Raw genomic sequence first — 15,731 nt, 5'->3', positions numbered from 1 at the left:
CCGGGCCCGTCACCGCCGGCCGCTAGGGTATCGAACAGCTGTTCTACTAGGTGGGAGCGGGAATGCGGGTGATGGGCGTCGATCCCGGCCTGACCCGATGCGGTCTGTCGGTCGTCGAAAGCGGGCGCGGGCGCACGGTCGTCGCCCTGGACGTCGACGTGGTGCGCACGCCCGCCGACGCCCCGCTGGCCGAGCGACTGCTGAAGATCAGCGACGCCGTCGAGCACTGGCTGGCCACCCACCACCCGGACGTCGTGGCGGTCGAGCGGGTGTTCTCCCAACTCAACGTGTCGACGGTGATGGGCACCGCGCAGGCCGGCGGCGTGGTCGCCCTGGCGGCCGCCAGGCGTGGCATCGATGTCCACTTCCATACCCCTAGCGAGGTCAAGGCCGCGGTCACCGGCAACGGTGCCGCGGATAAGGCGCAGGTCACCGCTATGGTCACGAGAATCCTTGAGCTGCAAGCCAAACCGACGCCGGCCGACGCGGCCGACGCGCTGGCACTGGCGATCTGTCATTGCTGGCGGGCACCGATGATCGCCCGGATGGCCGCCGCCGAGGCGATGGCCGCCGAGCAGCGACAGAAGTACAAGGCCAAGCTGAACGCCAAACTGAAGGCCGCCCGATGATCGCCTCGGTGCGCGGCGAGGTGCTCGAGGTGGCGCTCGATCACGTGGTGATCGAGGCCGCCGGCGTCGGGTACCGGGTGAACGCGACGCCGTCGACGCTGGCGACGCTGCGCTCGGGGACCGAGGCCCGGCTGATCACCGCGATGGTTGTCCGCGAGGATTCCATGACGCTGTACGGGTTCGCCGACACCGAGACCCGCGACCTGTTCCTGACCCTGCTGTCGGTGTCGGGGGTGGGGTCGCGGCTGGCGATGGCGACCCTGGCCGTCCACGACGCCGGCGCGTTGCGCCAGGCGCTGCACGACAGCGACGTCAGCGCGCTGACCCGGGTCCCCGGGATCGGCAAACGCGGCGCCGAACGCATGGTGCTCGAACTTCGCGACAAGGTCGGCGTCGGCGCAGCGGACGCATCGGCCGGCGCGGGCCACGCGGATCTCAATGGCCACGCGGTGCGCGGCCCGGTCGTGGAAGCCCTTGTCGGCCTTGGATTTGCGGCCAAGCAGGCCGAGGAGGCCACCGACAAGGTGCTGGCCGGCGACCACGACGCCACGACGTCGACCGCGCTGCGGGCCGCGCTGTCGTTGCTGGGTAAGTCCCGATGACGGACGACTACCAGGACCGGGAGGTTCGGGAGGTTTCAGCGGCGCTGGCGCCGGCTGAAGGCGACATCGATGTCAGCCTGCGACCGCGCTCGCTGCGCGAGTTCATCGGCCAACCGCGAGTGCGCGAACAGCTGCAGCTCGTCATCGAGGGAGCCAAAAACCGCGGCAACACACCGGATCACATTCTGTTGTCCGGTCCGCCGGGGCTGGGCAAGACGTCGCTGGCCATGATCATCGCCGCCGAGCTCGGGTCCTCGCTGCGGGTGACGTCCGGCCCGGCGCTGGAACGCGCCGGCGACCTGGCCGCGATGCTGTCCAACCTGGTCGAGCACGACGTGCTGTTCATCGATGAGATCCACCGCATCGCCCGGCCCGCCGAGGAGATGCTCTACCTGGCGATGGAGGACTTCCGCGTCGACGTGGTGGTCGGCAAGGGCCCCGGGGCGACGTCGATCCCGCTGGAGGTGGCGCCATTCACCCTGGTGGGCGCGACCACCCGGTCCGGCGCGCTGACCGGCCCGCTGCGCGACCGGTTCGGCTTCACCGCGCACATGGACTTCTACGAGCCCGCGGAGCTGGAGCGGGTGCTGGCCCGCTCGGCCGGGATCCTGGGCATCGAGCTCGGCGCCGAGGCGGCCGAGGAGATCGCCCGGCGCTCGCGCGGCACCCCACGCATCGCGAATAGGCTGCTGCGCCGGGTCCGCGACTTCGCCGAGGTGCGCGCCGACGGCGTGATCACCCGTGACGTCGCCAAGTCCGCGCTGGCGGTCTACGACGTCGACGAGTTGGGCCTGGACCGGCTGGACCGGGCGGTGCTCTCGGCCCTGACCCGCAGCTTCGGTGGCGGCCCGGTCGGCGTGTCGACGCTGGCGGTGGCGGTGGGCGAAGAGGCCACCACGGTCGAGGAGGTGTGCGAGCCGTTCCTGGTCCGCGCCGGCATGATCGCCCGCACGCCCCGGGGCCGGGTGGCCACCGCCAAGGCCTGGACGCACCTCGGCATGACGCCGCCGGCCGGGGTCACCGGCCTCGGCCAGGCCGGCCTGTTCGACTAGCCGCGATCGCACCGGCCATTTCGCGGCCAAATCGTGACCTTTACCCCCGGCCGGCCCAGAACGTTCGCCGGGCGCGACGTCCGGCCAGCTCAGACGGTCGGCACTACCGGCAGTGCGGCCGCGACCCTCGCCCGCCGGAGCCCGTTCCGGTGGCTCCAGCAAACATCAACCGGCGCCTGGCCGGTTACACCCCGGCACCGTCGGGTAACCAGCCTCACAACAGTCATACCTGTTTGAAGGAGGTTCCGATGAGGACCACGAGCCACGACTACGATCGCCCCCGCGCGCTGTACATGCCACGTTCCCGTGGCGCGCTAACCGGGTTACTCCTGATTCTTCTGGGTGCGTGGGGTGCACTGGTGCCGTTCTTCGGGCCCAACATCGACTGGGCGTACATGGCCGACCCGGCATGGACGTGGACCACGGCCAAAGGCTGGCTTGAGGTGCTCCCCGGGGCCGCCGCGGTGGTCGGCGGCCTGCTGGTGCTCATGTCGAACAACCGGGCCAGCGCTGTGTTCGGCGGCTGGCTGGCGGTCGCCGGCGGTGCCTGGTTCGTGGTCGGCCGCGCGTTCGCGGCGACGCTCGGGATCGGCGACATCGGTCAACCGATGGCGGCGACCGACCTGAAACGAGCCCTGCTCGAGGTTACCTACTTCACCGGACTGGGCGCACTGATCGTGTTCCTGGGCGGTGCCGCGGTGGCGCGCCTGGCGGTTCGTCACGCGCGTGACGTCGTGGCGACGGAACCGGCGCCGGTGGCGGGCGAGGCCGTCCCGGCGGCCCAACCGGCCATGTATGACGAGACCCGCGGCCCGGCCGGGGTGCCGGCGGACGCCATGGCGGCCGAGCGGGCGCCCCGCGAGCGTGGCGGCCTGTTCCGGCGGCGCACCGATCGCACCGGTGGCGGCCTGTTGCGCCGGCGCACCGAGGGTGATCGCAGCGGCCTGTTCCACCGGCACCACCACGCCGGCGCCTAGCGCGCAATCTCCAAGGCGGCAGGCACCGGTAGCCCCTGGCTACCGGTGCCTTTTCGCGTCAGGCTGGTCCGGCTGACCGCCGGTCGGTAATGTTCACCGGCCGAGACAAGCGAAAATGTGGCCGCCGCCACGCGGGCCGCGACCAGCGAGGAGGAGTGATGATCGCCACCGCGTTGGTGTTCGCCGCACTGGCGGCGTTGCTGCACGTCTACATCTTTGTGATCGAATCGTTGACTTGGACCTCGGAGCGCACCCGCGCCACCTTCGGCACCACCCCGGCCGAAGCCGAAACCACCAAGCTGCTCGCCTTCAACCAGGGCTTCTACAACTTGTTCCTGGCCATCGTCACCGGCGTGGGCATCGCCGCGGTTGCGTTGGGGCACACGGGGATTGGAGCGGCGCTGATCTTCGCCGGTGTCGGGTCGATGGCCGCGGCAGCGGTGGTGCTGATCGCGTCCGACCGTGACAAGGCGCGCGCCGCCGCGACGCAGGGCACCTTTCCGGCGATCGCCATCGTGCTCCTGCTGCTCGGGCTTCAGCAGTAACACCAGTCCCAGCAGCCTCAAAAGCCACGGCTACCGGTGGCTTTCGCGTTCGTCGTGGGTTACTAGTGGAAGGCGCTGGGTAACCATCCCAGGCCGGAATTCGAACCGGTATTCAACGAGGGGATGTCATGAAATACGCAGAGGACGGCCGACCCCGCGGGCTGAGTATGCCGCGCTCGCGCGGCGCGGTCAGCGGATTGCTCCTGGTCATTTTGGGAGCTTGGGGGGCGTTAATACCGTTTGTTGGTCCGCACTTCAATTTCGCCTACACACCGGACCGGGATTGGGCATGGAGCACGGCCAGGGGCTGGCTGGAGGTGGCGCCGGGAGCGGCCGCCGCGCTGGGCGGCCTGTTACTGATCGTCGCAGGCAACCGGGTCGCCGCCATGCTGGGCGGTTGGCTGGCCGTGCTGGCCGGCGCCTGGTTCGTGGTGGGCGGCCAGGTCGCCCCATTGTTGGGGATCGGCTCGGCCGGTGATCCGATCGCCGCGACCGACCGCAAGCGCGCGGTGCTCGAGGTCACGTACTTCTCGGGTCTGGGCGCGCTGATCATCTTCGTGGGTGGCGTTGCGCTGGCGCGCACTGCCGTGCGCCTGGCTCGCGACGTGCATCCGGTGGCGGGCGAACCCGTCGCCGCGGCGCCGGGTGTTGAGCCCTACCGGGATTCGGTCTATGAGCCGGCGGCCGAGGTATCCTCGGGCGCGCTGACCAAGCCGCGGTCCTCGGTGGAGCCCGAGCCCAAGCGGGGATGGCGCAAGAACCGCGCCGGTGCGGGGGCCGGGGCCAACGCCGCCTACCTGCGCTGGCCGCACCCGCAGCAGTAGCTTCAGCACACAAAGCAAGTCGCCCAGCCCTGAAAGGGGCTGGGCGACTTGCTTTTTCGTATCAACTCAGAGCAGGCCGAGCAACTGCAGGTTGGTGATGTACTTGACGATCACCGGCGCCGACACGTGCGGGATGTCCTTGTCGGGGCCGATTTTCGCTTCCTGCACCGCCGCACGGAACATATCCGTGGGTGCCATCGAGCCGTTGATCGGCTTCTCCGGCTTCTGGTAGTTGTGCATCAGCGGTAGCAGCGAGTACTGACGCTGCCGATCCGGCAGTGCCCGCAGCGAGGTCTCGAACCGCCGCAGCCACTCGGAGTAATCGGGGATGCGCTCGATCGAGTACCCGGCCTCGATCAGCCAGTCGACGTACTCGTCGAGTCCGATGCCGTCGTCGTACGGGTTCATCACGTGGTACGTCTGGAAACCGGTGTCGCTGTCCAGGATTTGCGATCCCAGCGTCGAGATCGCCGCGGCGATGAACTCGACCGGCAGGCCGTCGTAGTGCGCCCGTTGCCGGTTGCCGTCGGCGTCGAGCTCGTAGAACGAACCGGGCGCGATACCGGTGGCGACCAGGCTCAGCATCAGTCGGGTGAACATGTCCGGCAAGTTGAGCTGTCCGGAATAGGTTGTGTCGGCCAGGATCATGTCGCAGCGGAACACCGTGACGGGCAGGCCGCACAGGTGGTGTGCCTCACGCAGCAGCACCTCGCCGGCCCACTTGCTGTTGCCGTAGCCGTTGGCGTAGTTGTCGTTGATCTCGCGGGTGGCGCTGATCTGCCGGATGTCGGCGTTCTCGACGAACTTGCCCGGCTGGATCTGGTCGCCCACCCCGATTGTCGACACGTACGTGAACGGCTTTTGCTTGGACGTCAACGCAATTCGGATCAGCTCCGCGGTGCCCAGGGCGTTGGGACCGAACAGCTCGCTGTAGGGCAGCACGTGGTTCACCAGCGCCGCCGGGTCGACGATGACATCGACCGTGTCGGCCAGTCGCTGCCAGGTCTGGGAGTCCAGGCCGAGGTTGGCCTCGCCCTTGTCGCCCGCGATGACCTCGAGGTGGTCGGCGGCCAGCTTCTGGTAGTGCGCCAGCAGTTTCGGATCGCCGCTGTCGAAGGTCTTGTCCAGCCGGGCGCGCGCCTCCTCGTCGGACTTGGCCCGCACCAGCGCGATGACCTTGCCGTCGACCATGTCCATCCGCTCGAGCCAGTCCAATGCCAGGTAGCGGCCCAGGAATCCGGTCGCGCCGGTCAACAGCACCGTGCGCACCTCGGTCGCCGGCTTGGGCAGGCTCGGCGCGCCGGCCAGGATGGCCTCGTCGAGGAACTTGTCCAGCGTGAGGTCACTGGCGTGCACCGTCGTGGCGCCGCGTCCGTGTACGGCGGCGAACGTCGGCCGCTTGGAGCCCTGCAGCTCGGCCTCGACGTACGTGGCGATGGCCGCCAGGTCGTTGGCCGGGCTGACGATGACACCCACCGGGACGTCGACGTCGAAGATCTCGCGCAGCAGGTTGCCGAACGTCAACGCCGACAACGAGTCTCCACCCAGATCGGTGAAGTGGGCGTCGGGGGACAGGTCGCTGGTCGCGGCGCCCAGCATGGCGGCCGCGGCGCGGCTCACGGTCTGCAGCACCGGCGCCTCGGCGCCGCTGCGGCGCAGTTCGGCCAGCTCGTTCGCCTGTCCTGCGGCCAGGTCGGCGTACATCTGCTCGAGCCGTTCGCCGTAGTGCTGCTTCAGCTTCGGCCACGCCAGCTTGCGGATCCCGGTCAGCAGACCGTTTTCCAGCGTGAATGGGGTGGTCTCGATGATGAAGTCGCGCGGCACCTCGTAGGACTGCAGACCGGTCTCTTTGGCGACCTTCTGCAGCGAGTCGGCGATCTTCGGCTTGAGCGACTCAATGTCGTTGTCTGCCAATGCCTCTTCGGTGGGCACCACGACGGCCAGCAGGTAGGGCTGGGCGCTGTTGCCGTAAACGTAGATCTGGCGGATCAGCGGGCTGTTGCCGAACACCGCTTCAAGCTTGGCCAGCGTCACGAACTCGCCCTGTGCGAGCTTGAGCACGTTGTTGCGGCGGTCGACGTACACCAGCCGGTCCGGAGCGATCTCGGCGAACACGTCACCGGTGCGGTAATAGCCGTCGTCGTCGAAAACGTTGGCGGTGGTCTCGGCCCGCTTGTAGTAGCCGGGGAACATGTTCTCGGTCCGCAACAACAGCTCACCACGCGGGTGCGGCCGGTCGGTGCTGAAGTAGCCCAGGTCCGGAACGTCGACCAGCTTGTAGTCGATCACCGGCGGGCGCTGAATCTCCCCGTCGAACAACACCATTCCGGCCTCGGTCGAGCCGTAGCCGTCCATCAGGTGCATCTGCAGCAGCGACTCGGCCCACTTCTTCAGCTCCGGTGAGGTGGGCGCGGAGCCGGTCATCGCGAAGATGAACCGTCCGCCCAGCAGGTACTGACGCTGTTCTTCCAACACCGCGGCCTCGACCGCCTCGCGATCCCCACCATCGGCCAGCCGGCGCTCGACCTGGCGCTGGAATTCGCCGAACAGCGTCTCCCAGATGCGCGGTACGAAGTTCATCTCGGTGGGCCGCACCAACTCGAGGTCCTCGAGCAGGGTGGACAGGTCGCTGCGCGCCGCGAAGTACGCGGTGCCGCCATTGCCCAACGTGCCGTAGAGGATTCCGCGTCCCATGACGTGGCTCATCGGCATGAAGTTGAGGGTGATCGACGCGGCGCTCTCGCCGAACCAGTTCTTGCTGCCGCGCCGCCACATCTTGCCGACGTTGCTCTGCGGGTACATCGCGCCCTTGGGGGCGCCGGTGCTTCCGGAGGTGTAGATCAGCAGTGCGAGTGAGTCCTCGTCGGTCTGCTGCTCGGGAACCGGGGGCAGGTCCTTGCCGCGCTGCAACACATCGGCGAGCTTCTCGACGACCACGCCGGTGTCGGCCAGCCGGGCTACGGCGTTTTCCACCGCCTCGCGCTGGTCGTCGACCTCGGGCTGGTAGTCGAACACGACGAGCTTGCCGGGCATGTGCTCGCCGGCCAGGATCAGCTCCACCGCGTCGGCCAGCTGGTTGACGCTCGAGGCGATCAGGCTGGGCTCGGTCTCGGCGACGATCGGCTGCAGCGACGAGATCGCCGCGCTGGTCTGCAGCGGCACCGACACGGCGCCGATGGTGCCCAGCGCGATGTCGATGGTGGCGTAGTCAACACTGTTGAAGCCCAGCACGCAGACGCGGTCGCCGACGCTTACCGAGTCACTGGCCCAGGCGCGGCCGAGGGCCGAAACCCGTTCGCCGAGTTCGCCATACGTGACTGTCTCGAAGCGGGGGAGCAGCTCGGCCGACGTCCGTCCGGTCTTGGCGTCCTTGACGAACTCCACGACGCGCTGCCCCAGCGCCGGCCGGTCGGCGTAACCGTCCAGCACGGTCCGGATGATCTGCGGCAGTCGCAGGCCGGGCTGTTCGGTGGCAGCGGTGATCGCCGGGTCCGGGCGGGCGGCGGCGAACTGGGGGTCGTTGGCAATGAGTTGCTCGATACGGCGGTCGAGTCCTTCGTCATGAATAGCAGTCGACATAAACAGATCCCTTGCAAATGAAAGTTAGCGAGTCAATTTGCGCTGTCCGCGCTGACACATAGAACGTTAGCTAAAGTAACGGTATTCCACCATGATCCGGCCTTTGTCGTGTTTGTGAGATTGCCCACCCGAGGCGGGGCGCTTGCCCAGGTCTTACAGGTCGCGCAGGAGTCCGCCGAGGATGTCGATGCCCTCGGCCAGCAGCTCGTCACTGATGGTCAGCGGCGGCAGCAGGCGAATGATGTTGCCGTACATGCCGCAGGTCAGGACGATCACACCGGCCGCGGCGGCCGCGACGGTCAACTTCTGCGTCAGTTCTTTGTCGGGCTCGGAGGTTCCCGACTTCACCAGTTCGATGGCGATCATGGCGCCTCGGCCTCGCACGTCGCCAATCCGGTCGTCGCCGGCCTGCAGGCGCAGCAGTGGTTCGGTGATCAGCCGTTCCAACTGCCGAGCCCGTTCGATCAATCCGTCGTTCTCGATCGTCTCGATGGTGGCCAACGCGGCCGCACAAGCCAGTGGGTTTCCGCCGAAGGTGCCGCCCAAACCGCCGACGTGCGGCGCGTCCATGATCTGCGCCCGGCCGGTGACCGCCGACAGTGGCAGTCCGTCGGCGATGGCCTTGGCGGTGCAGATCAGGTCGGGCTCGATGCCCTCGTGCTCGCACGCGAACATGGCGCCGGAGCGCGCGAACCCGGTCTGCACCTCGTCGGCGATGAACACCACGTCGTTCTTGCGGCACCAGTCCAGCAGGGTGGGCAGGAAGCCCTCGGCCGGAACGATGAACCCGCCCTCGCCCTGGATGGGCTCGATGAGAAGGGCGGCCAGATTGTCGGCGCCGATCTGGCTGTCGATCACGTTGATGGTGCGCGCGGCGGCCTTTTCCCCGTCGGTGGCTAGTTCCTTGTCGATCAGGCCGTCCCGGTAGGGGTAGGACAGTGGCGCGCGGTAAACCTCCGGCGCGAACGGGCCGAAACCGCTCTTGTAGGGGGCCGACTTGGCGGTCAGCGCCATGGTCAGGTTGGTGCGGCCGTGGTAGGCGTGGTTGAACGCCACCACGGCGGGCTTGCGGGTGTACGCGCGCGCGACCTTGATGGCGTTCTCGACCGCCTCGGCGCCTGAGTTGAACAGCACCGAGCGCTTCTCACCCGAGCCCGGGGTGATCCGATTGAGCGTCTCGGCGACCGCGACGTAGGACTCGTAGGGCGTCACCATGAAGCAGGTATGGGTGAACTCGGCCACCTGCGCGCGCACCGCTTCGACCACCCGGGGCGACGAGTTGCCGATGGTGGTCACCGCGATGCCGGAACCGAGGTCGATCAGCCGGTTGCCGTCGACGTCCTCGATGATGCCGCCGCCGGCGCGCTTCACGAAGACCGGCACCGACACGTTCACCGCGCGCGACACCGCCGCCGCCCGGCGCTTGGTCAGTTCCAGCGATGCCGGACCGGGGATCTCGGTGACCAGCTGGCGCGTCTGCTCGAGGCTGGCCACCAGATAACTCCTCCCCGCGGCGCGCGTGTCACGTCGCATCAAAAGCCTATCGACCTTGGCGCCGGCGGGCACTCCGTGCACCGTGGCGGTTGGTCGTGACGCGCGGCCTGCCAGACTGAACGGGCACACTGGACCGTTACGAGGTGCGCGACGCTCGAGTCGTACCGGCACCGTAGCCCCGATAATTTACGACGAAAGACAGGCGCGTCCATGCAAAGTTTGATCCTGTTCCTGCCGTTCCTGCTCATCATGGGCGGGTTCATGTACTTGGCGTCGCGCCGCCAGAAGCGCGCGATGCAGGCCACCATCGACCTGCACGAGTCGCTGCGTCCCGGCGACCGGGTGCACACCACGTCGGGCCTGCTGGCCACCGTCGTCGCGATCACGGACGACAACGTCGACCTGGAGATCGCCCCCGGCGTGGTGACCACCTGGATGAAGCTGGCGGTCCGCGACCGGATCCTGCCCGACGACGACGAAGACCTGGCCGACGGCGACGACTCCGCCGACGAGGACTCCATCACCAAGGATTTCTGACCGGGATTCACCATCGATCGCTGCAACGGACCGCTTGCGCAACGGGCAAGTGGGGGCCACGTAGGCTCTGTCCGGGGTAACTAACCGATTTGCAAGGAGATAGAAGGAACGTGGCATCGTCTTCGGCGCCGGTGCACCCTGCCCGCTACCTGTCGGTCTTCTTGTTATTGCTCGTCGGCGTCTACCTGCTGGTGTTTCTCACCGGGGACAAGCGGGCCGCCCCCAAGCTCGGTATCGACCTGCAGGGCGGCACCCGCGTCACGCTGACCGCGCGCACCCCCGACGGCTCGAAACCCAGCCGTGAGGCGTTGGCGCAGGCCCAGCAGATCATCGGCGCCCGGGTCAACGGGCTCGGCGTCTCCGGTTCGGAGGTCGTCGTCGACGGCGACAACCTGATCATCACGGTCCCCGGGAACGACGGCAGCCAGGCCCGCAACCTGGGCCAGACCGCCCGCCTCTACATCCGGCCGGTGCTCAACTCGATGCCCGCCCAGGGCGCCGAGCCAAAGCCGCCAGCGCGCCAGCCCGCGCCCGCTCAACCGGCTCCCGGTCAGCCCGCTCCCGCTCAACCGGCGCCCGGTCAGCCCGCGCCCGGTCAACCGGCGCCCGGTCAGCCCGCGCCCGGTCAACCGGCGCCCGGTCAGCCCGCTCCCGCCCAACCGGCTCCCGCCCACCCGGGCGCTCAGCCGCGCCCGTATCCGCAGGACCCACCGCCGACGCCCAGCCCGGCACCCCCGGCGCCCGGCGCGCCCGCACCAGCGCCCGCGCCCGCCGCGCCGGCCGAAGAGGCCCCGCCCGCCGAAGCGCCCGCGCCGCCCGATCCGCGCAAGGAACTCGCCGACCGCATCGCCGAGGAGAAGAAGTGGCGCCAGAGCACGCGGCAGGGCATTCAGTTCCTCGCCCTGCAGTTCCAGGCGACCCGCTGCGACAAAGAAGACATCCTGGCCGGCAATGACGATCCGGCCCTGCCGCTGGTCACCTGCTCGACCGACCACAAGGTCGCCTACCTGCTGGGCCCGTCGATCATCAGCGGTGACCAGATCCAGGACGCCAGCGCGAGCCAGAACCAGCGCGGCATCGGCTACGTCGTCGACCTGCAGTTCAAGTCCGGCGCGGCCAGCACCTGGGCCGACTTCACCGCCGCGCACATCGGTACCCAGACCGCGTTCACCCTGGACTCGCAGGTGGTCAGCGCACCGATGATCCAGGAAGCCATTCCCGGCGGCCGGACCCAGATCAGCGGTGGCGATCCGCCGTTCACCGCCGCGACCGCCAAGCAGCTGGCCAACGTCCTCAAATACGGATCGCTGCCGCTGTCCTTCGAATCGTCGGAGGCCCAAACCGTCTCGGCCACACTGGGATTGACCTCGCTACGGGCCGGGCTGATCGCGGGTGCGATCGGCTTGGTCCTGGTGCTGCTGTACTCGCTGCTCTACTACCGGGTGCTGGGATTGCTCACGGCCCTGTCGCTGGCCGCTTCCGGGGCAATGATTTTCGCGATCCTGGTGATCCTGGGCCGTCAGATCAACTACACCCTGGATCTGGCCGGCATCGCGGGTCTGATCATCGGTATCGGCACCACCGCCGACTCGTTCGTCGTCTTCTTCGAGCGCATCAAAGACGAGATCCGCGAAGGCCGATCGTTCCGCTCGGCGGTGCCACGCGGCTGGGTGCGGGCCCGCAAGACGATCGTGTCGGGTAACGCCGTCACCTTCCTGGCCGCCGCGGTGCTCTACGCGCTGGCCATCGGCCAGGTGCGCGGATTCGCCTTCACGCTGGGCCTCACCACGGTCCTCGACATCGTGGTGGTGTTCCTGGTGACCTGGCCGCTGGTGTACCTGGCGTCCAAGTCCCCGACGCTGGCAAAGCCGGCCTACAACGGCCTGGGTGCCGTTCAGCAGGTCGCCCGCGAACGCCGGGCTTCGGCGCAGGTCAAGACGGGACGGGGATAACGCATGACTCCCTCCAAAGCCTCCAAAGACGCAACCGAGATCACCGAAGCATCCGAGGGCGCAACCGAGTTGACCGATAGTGGCGCCGCCGGGCAGCCGCACCACGGCTTCCTGTCGCGCCTCTACACGGGCACCGGCGCGTTCGAGGTGGTCGGCCGGCGCCGGTTGTGGTTCGGCATCAGCGGCGCGATCGTCGCCATCGCCGTCCTGTCCATCCTGTTGCGGGGCTTCACCTTCGGCATCGACTTCAACGGCGGCACGACGGTGTCGATGCCCGCCGCCGGGCAGGCCGGCACCGTGCAGACCGCACAGGTCTCGGAGGTGTTCCGCAAGGCCATCGGCAAGGACCCGGAGGCGGTGGTCGTCGTCGGCAACGGCGCGGGCGCGACCGTGCAGATCCGCTCGGAAACGCTGACCAACGACCAGACCACGAAGCTGCGCAACGCCCTGTTCGACGCCTTCAAACCCAAGGGCGCCGACGGTAAGCCCAGCAAGCAGGCCATCAGCGACGCGGCCGTCTCCGAGACCTGGGGCGACCAGATCACCGATAAGGCGCTGATCGCGCTCGCCGTCTTCCTGGTGCTGGTCGGCGTGTACATCATGATCCGCTACGAGCGGTACATGGCCGTCTCCGCGCTGACCACGATGGTTTTCGACCTGAGCGTCACCGCCGGGGTGTACTCGCTGGTCGGTTTCGAGGTCACGCCGGCCACCGTCATCGGCTTGCTGACGATTCTCGGTTTCTCCCTCTACGACACGGTCATCGTGTTCGACAAGGTGGAGGAGAACACCCACGGATTCCAGCACACCACCCGGCGCACCTTCGCCGAGCAGGCCAACCTGGCGATCAACCAGACGTTCATGCGTTCGATCAACACCAGCCTGATCAGCGTGCTGCCGGTGCTGGCGCTGATGGTCGTGGCGGTGTGGCTGCTGGGCGTCGGCACGCTCAAGGACCTGGCGCTGGTGCAGCTGGTCGGCATCCTGGTCGGCACCTACTCGTCGATCTTCTTCGCCACCCCGCTGCTGGTCACGCTGCGCGAGCGCACCGAGCTGGTGCGCACCCACACCCGACGCGTGATGCGGCGGCGCAGCCCCGGCTCGCGCGCGACCGCCGAGACCGGCGACGACGACGCCGAGACCGCCGAGGAGGCGGAAGAAGCGGCGACGGCCGAGCCGTCCAAGCCCGCGCCGAGCAAGCCGGCACCGGGCGCCCGTCCCGTGCGGCCGACCGGGACCCGTCGTCCCACCGGCAAGCGGAACGTCGGCCGGCGGTAGGCCCATGGCCACCGGGTACCGGGGAACTGGGGCCGATCGTGGCGCGCTCATCAGCCGTCGGGCCCTCGCGGGGTGGACCGGCGCCGGATTGGCGGTAGTGCTGGCGGCCGTTGTCACGCTGACTGCTTGCGCAGGCAGCGCCGCCTCCCAGATCGACTACGTGGTCGACGGCCCGCTGTCCACCTACAACACCAACACCGTGGCCGGCGCCGCCTCGGCCGGCGCGCAGGCGTTCGCCCGCACGCTCACCGGCTTCAGCTATCACGGCCCCGACGGCCAAACCGTCGCCGACCGTGACTTCGGCACCGTGTCGGTGGTGGGCGGCACGCCGCTGGTGCTGGACTACCAGATCGCCGACAACGCCGTCTACTCCGATGGCAAGCCGGTGACCTGCGACGACATCGTGCTCGCCTGGGCGGCCCAGTCCGGCAAGTTCCCCGATTTCCATGCCGCCACCCAGGCCGGCTACCTCGACATCGCCAACGTCGAATGCATGCCCGGGCAAAAGAAGGCCCGGGTCTCTTTCATCCCGGACCGCGGCGTCGTCGACTACGCCCAGCTGTTCACCGCGACCACGCTGATGCCGTCGCACGTCATCGCCGACCAGCTCAACGTCGACGTGACCGCGGCCCTGCTCAGCAACAACGGGCCGCTGGTGCAGCAGATCGCGAAGCTGTGGAACACCATCTGGGACCTCAAGCCCGGCATCGACGTCAAGCGTTTCCCGTCGTCGGGGCCGTACAAGATCGAGTCGGTGCTGGACGGCGGCGCCGTGGTGCTCGTCGCCAACGACCGCTGGTGGGGGCCCAAGGCGATCACGAAGCGGGTCACCGTGTGGTCGCAGGGACCCGACATCCAGGACCGGGTTAACAGCCGCAACGTCGACGTGGTCGACGTCGCCGCGGGTTCCTCGGGGGCGTTGACCACGCCGGACAACTACGAGCGCTCGGACGGGCCGTCAGACGGCGTCGAGCAGCTGATCTTCGCCCCGCAGGGCCCGCTGGCGGCGCCCAAGGCCCGGCGCGCGGTCGCGCTGTGCACGCCCCGCGATTCGCTGGCCAAGGACGCGGGGACGCCGATCGCCAACTCGCGGCTGGACCCGGTCGCCGATGACGCCGTGTCGGCCGGTGACGGGGCCGCCGAGGCCGAACCGTTCAGCAAGGCCGATCCGGTCGCCGCGCGCAACGCGCTGGGCGGCGCGCCCCTGACGGTGCGGATCGGGTACCGGGGGCCCAACGCGCGGCTGGCGGTCAACGTCGGCGTCATCACCAAGGCGTGCGCCGCGGCGGGTGTCACCGTCGTCGGCGTCATCCTGGACGGCCCGGGCCCGCAGGCGCTTCGCGACGGCAAGATCGACGCGTTGCTGGCCAGCACCGGCGGCGCCACCGGCAGCGGGTCGACGGGGTCGTCGGCGCTCGATGCCTACGCCCTGCACACCGGCAACGGCAACAACCTGTCCGGTTACTCGAATCCCCAGGTCGACAACGCGATCAGCGCGCTGGCCGTTTCGGCCGACGCCGCCGAACGATCCCGGCTGTTGACCGAATCCGCCCCGGTGCTGTGGGGCGACATGCCCACCCTGCCGCTGTACCGGCAGCAGCGCACGCTGTTGACCTCGAAGAAGATGTACGCGGTCAGCAAGAACCCGACGCGGTGGGGCGCGGGCTGGAACATGGACCGATGGGCGCTGATCCAGTGAGACCCCGATGACGAGCGCCGGCGAGCGGGCGCCGGTCGCCGACCTGATCGCGTCGCTGACGCGCAAGGTGGCCGATTTCCCCAAGCCCGGTATCCAGTTCAAGGACCTGACCCCGGTGTTCGCGGACGCGACGGCGATGACGGCGATCACCGGCGCATTGGCCGAGATCGCGTCCGGTGCGGATCTGGTGGCCGGCATCGAGGCGCGGGGATTCCTGCTGGCCGCGGCCGTCGCCGACCGGCTGCAGACCGGCGTGCTGGCCATTCGCAAGGCCGGCAAGTTGCCGCCGCCGGTGCACGCCGAGCGCTACGACCTGGAATACGGCAGCGCGACGCTGGAGATCCCCGCCGACGGGATCGACCTGCGCGGGCGCGACGTGGTGATCATCGACGACGTGCTGGCCAGCGGCGGTACCCTGGCCGCGTCGGCGCGGCTGCTCGGGCGCGCCGGGGCCAACGTGCTGGCAGCGGCGGTGGTGTTCGAACTCGGCGCGCTGCGCGGCCGCGAAGCGGTCGCGCCGTTGGCGGTACACAGCCTGACTTGCGAGTAGCGCTTAGGCATTG

13 protein-coding genes are annotated in these 15,731 nt (G+C 68.8%); 11 read left to right on the top strand and 2 right to left on the bottom strand.

Annotation, left to right across the window (positions count from 1 at the left end):
* The first annotated feature begins 62 nt into the window (after window positions 1-62).
* From ruvC to MTY59_RS25020, 6 genes are all read left to right on the top strand, one after another.
* The gene (gene ruvC, locus MTY59_RS25045) at window positions 63-629 is read left to right on the top strand and encodes a crossover junction endodeoxyribonuclease RuvC (protein WP_221043536.1); all 567 of its coding nucleotides are present in this window, start codon (window positions 63-65) and stop codon (window positions 627-629) included.
* On the top strand, window positions 626-1,231 hold the full coding sequence (gene ruvA / locus MTY59_RS25040) for a Holliday junction branch migration protein RuvA (RefSeq protein WP_221043535.1): 606 nt from the start codon (window positions 626-628) through the stop codon (window positions 1,229-1,231). The genes ruvC and ruvA overlap by 4 nt, the downstream gene beginning before the upstream one ends.
* Window positions 1,228-2,283, top strand: a complete 1,056-nt coding sequence (ruvB, locus tag MTY59_RS25035) for a Holliday junction branch migration DNA helicase RuvB (RefSeq protein WP_221043534.1) — start codon at window positions 1,228-1,230, stop codon at window positions 2,281-2,283. The genes ruvA and ruvB overlap by 4 nt, the downstream gene beginning before the upstream one ends.
* Window positions 2,284-2,531: 248 nt before the next feature.
* Window positions 2,532-3,260 (top strand): hypothetical protein, encoded by a 729-nt coding sequence (locus MTY59_RS25030; RefSeq protein WP_221043533.1) that lies wholly within the window; start codon window positions 2,532-2,534, stop codon window positions 3,258-3,260.
* A gap of 158 nt (window positions 3,261-3,418) precedes the next feature.
* Window positions 3,419-3,805 (top strand): DUF1304 domain-containing protein, encoded by a 387-nt coding sequence (locus MTY59_RS25025; RefSeq protein WP_221043532.1) that lies wholly within the window; start codon window positions 3,419-3,421, stop codon window positions 3,803-3,805.
* Window positions 3,806-3,933: 128 nt separating this feature from the next.
* Entirely contained in the window at window positions 3,934-4,629 is a 696-nt protein-coding gene (locus MTY59_RS25020) for a hypothetical protein (protein WP_221043531.1), read from the top strand.
* A 66-nt stretch (window positions 4,630-4,695) separates the two neighbouring features.
* Here MTY59_RS25020 and car read toward each other — a convergent pair whose 3' ends face one another.
* Window positions 4,696-8,208 carry a carboxylic acid reductase gene (gene car / locus MTY59_RS25015; RefSeq protein ID WP_221043530.1) on the bottom strand — a complete coding sequence of 1,171 codons (3,513 nt, stop codon included), beginning with the start codon at window positions 8,206-8,208 and terminating at the stop codon, window positions 4,696-4,698.
* A 153-nt stretch (window positions 8,209-8,361) separates the two neighbouring features.
* Window positions 8,362-9,702 (bottom strand): 4-aminobutyrate--2-oxoglutarate transaminase, encoded by a 1,341-nt coding sequence (gene gabT / locus MTY59_RS25010; RefSeq protein WP_221046650.1) that lies wholly within the window; start codon window positions 9,700-9,702, stop codon window positions 8,362-8,364.
* Window positions 9,703-9,912: 210 nt separating this feature from the next.
* Between gabT and yajC the strand changes: the two genes are divergently transcribed.
* The 5 genes from yajC to MTY59_RS24985 all read left to right on the top strand — a co-directional run bounded on the left by yajC (window position 9,913) and on the right by MTY59_RS24985 (window position 15,718).
* On the top strand, window positions 9,913-10,239 hold the full coding sequence (gene yajC / locus MTY59_RS25005; protein WP_221043529.1) for a preprotein translocase subunit YajC: 327 nt from the start codon (window positions 9,913-9,915) through the stop codon (window positions 10,237-10,239).
* Between the two features lie 110 nt (window positions 10,240-10,349).
* Complete coding sequence (gene secD / locus MTY59_RS25000) at window positions 10,350-12,191, top strand: protein translocase subunit SecD (RefSeq protein WP_221043528.1); 1,842 nt, start codon at window positions 10,350-10,352, stop codon at window positions 12,189-12,191.
* A 3-nt stretch (window positions 12,192-12,194) separates the two neighbouring features.
* Window positions 12,195-13,469, top strand: coding sequence for a protein translocase subunit SecF (secF, locus tag MTY59_RS24995; RefSeq protein WP_221043527.1), 1,275 nt, complete (start codon window positions 12,195-12,197; stop codon window positions 13,467-13,469).
* A 4-nt stretch (window positions 13,470-13,473) separates the two neighbouring features.
* The gene (locus MTY59_RS24990; RefSeq protein WP_250160663.1) at window positions 13,474-15,168 is read left to right on the top strand and encodes an ABC transporter substrate-binding protein; all 1,695 of its coding nucleotides are present in this window, start codon (window positions 13,474-13,476) and stop codon (window positions 15,166-15,168) included.
* Window positions 15,169-15,175: 7 nt separating this feature from the next.
* The gene (locus tag MTY59_RS24985; protein WP_221043526.1) at window positions 15,176-15,718 is read left to right on the top strand and encodes an adenine phosphoribosyltransferase; all 543 of its coding nucleotides are present in this window, start codon (window positions 15,176-15,178) and stop codon (window positions 15,716-15,718) included.
* Window positions 15,719-15,731 lie beyond the last annotated feature (13 nt).

The sequence above is a fragment of the Mycobacterium senriense genome, assembly GCF_019668465.1.
GTDB classification, from domain to species: domain Bacteria; phylum Actinomycetota; class Actinomycetes; order Mycobacteriales; family Mycobacteriaceae; genus Mycobacterium; species Mycobacterium senriense.
The sequence above is the reverse complement of the archived record's forward strand: the minus strand, read 5'-3'. Positions and strand labels throughout refer to the sequence as shown.

Excerpts from the sequence above, each read along its gene's own strand:
- ruvC (WP_221043536.1), top strand. The coding sequence starts at position 63 with ATGCGGGTGATGGGCGTCGATCCCGGCCTGACCCGATGCGGTCTGTCG.
- ruvA (WP_221043535.1), top strand. The coding sequence starts at position 626 with ATGATCGCCTCGGTGCGCGGCGAGGTGCTCGAGGTGGCGCTCGATCAC.
- ruvB (WP_221043534.1), top strand. The coding sequence starts at position 1,228 with ATGACGGACGACTACCAGGACCGGGAGGTTCGGGAGGTTTCAGCGGCG.
- MTY59_RS25030 (WP_221043533.1), top strand. The coding sequence starts at position 2,532 with ATGAGGACCACGAGCCACGACTACGATCGCCCCCGCGCGCTGTACATG.
- MTY59_RS25025 (WP_221043532.1), top strand. The coding sequence starts at position 3,419 with ATGATCGCCACCGCGTTGGTGTTCGCCGCACTGGCGGCGTTGCTGCAC.
- MTY59_RS25020 (WP_221043531.1), top strand. The coding sequence starts at position 3,934 with ATGAAATACGCAGAGGACGGCCGACCCCGCGGGCTGAGTATGCCGCGC.
- car (WP_221043530.1), bottom strand. The coding sequence starts at position 8,208 with ATGTCGACTGCTATTCATGACGAAGGACTCGACCGCCGTATCGAGCAA.
- yajC (WP_221043529.1), top strand. The coding sequence starts at position 9,913 with ATGCAAAGTTTGATCCTGTTCCTGCCGTTCCTGCTCATCATGGGCGGG.
- secF (WP_221043527.1), top strand. The coding sequence starts at position 12,195 with ATGACTCCCTCCAAAGCCTCCAAAGACGCAACCGAGATCACCGAAGCA.
- MTY59_RS24990 (WP_250160663.1), top strand. The coding sequence starts at position 13,474 with ATGGCCACCGGGTACCGGGGAACTGGGGCCGATCGTGGCGCGCTCATC.
- MTY59_RS24985 (WP_221043526.1), top strand. The coding sequence starts at position 15,176 with ATGACGAGCGCCGGCGAGCGGGCGCCGGTCGCCGACCTGATCGCGTCG.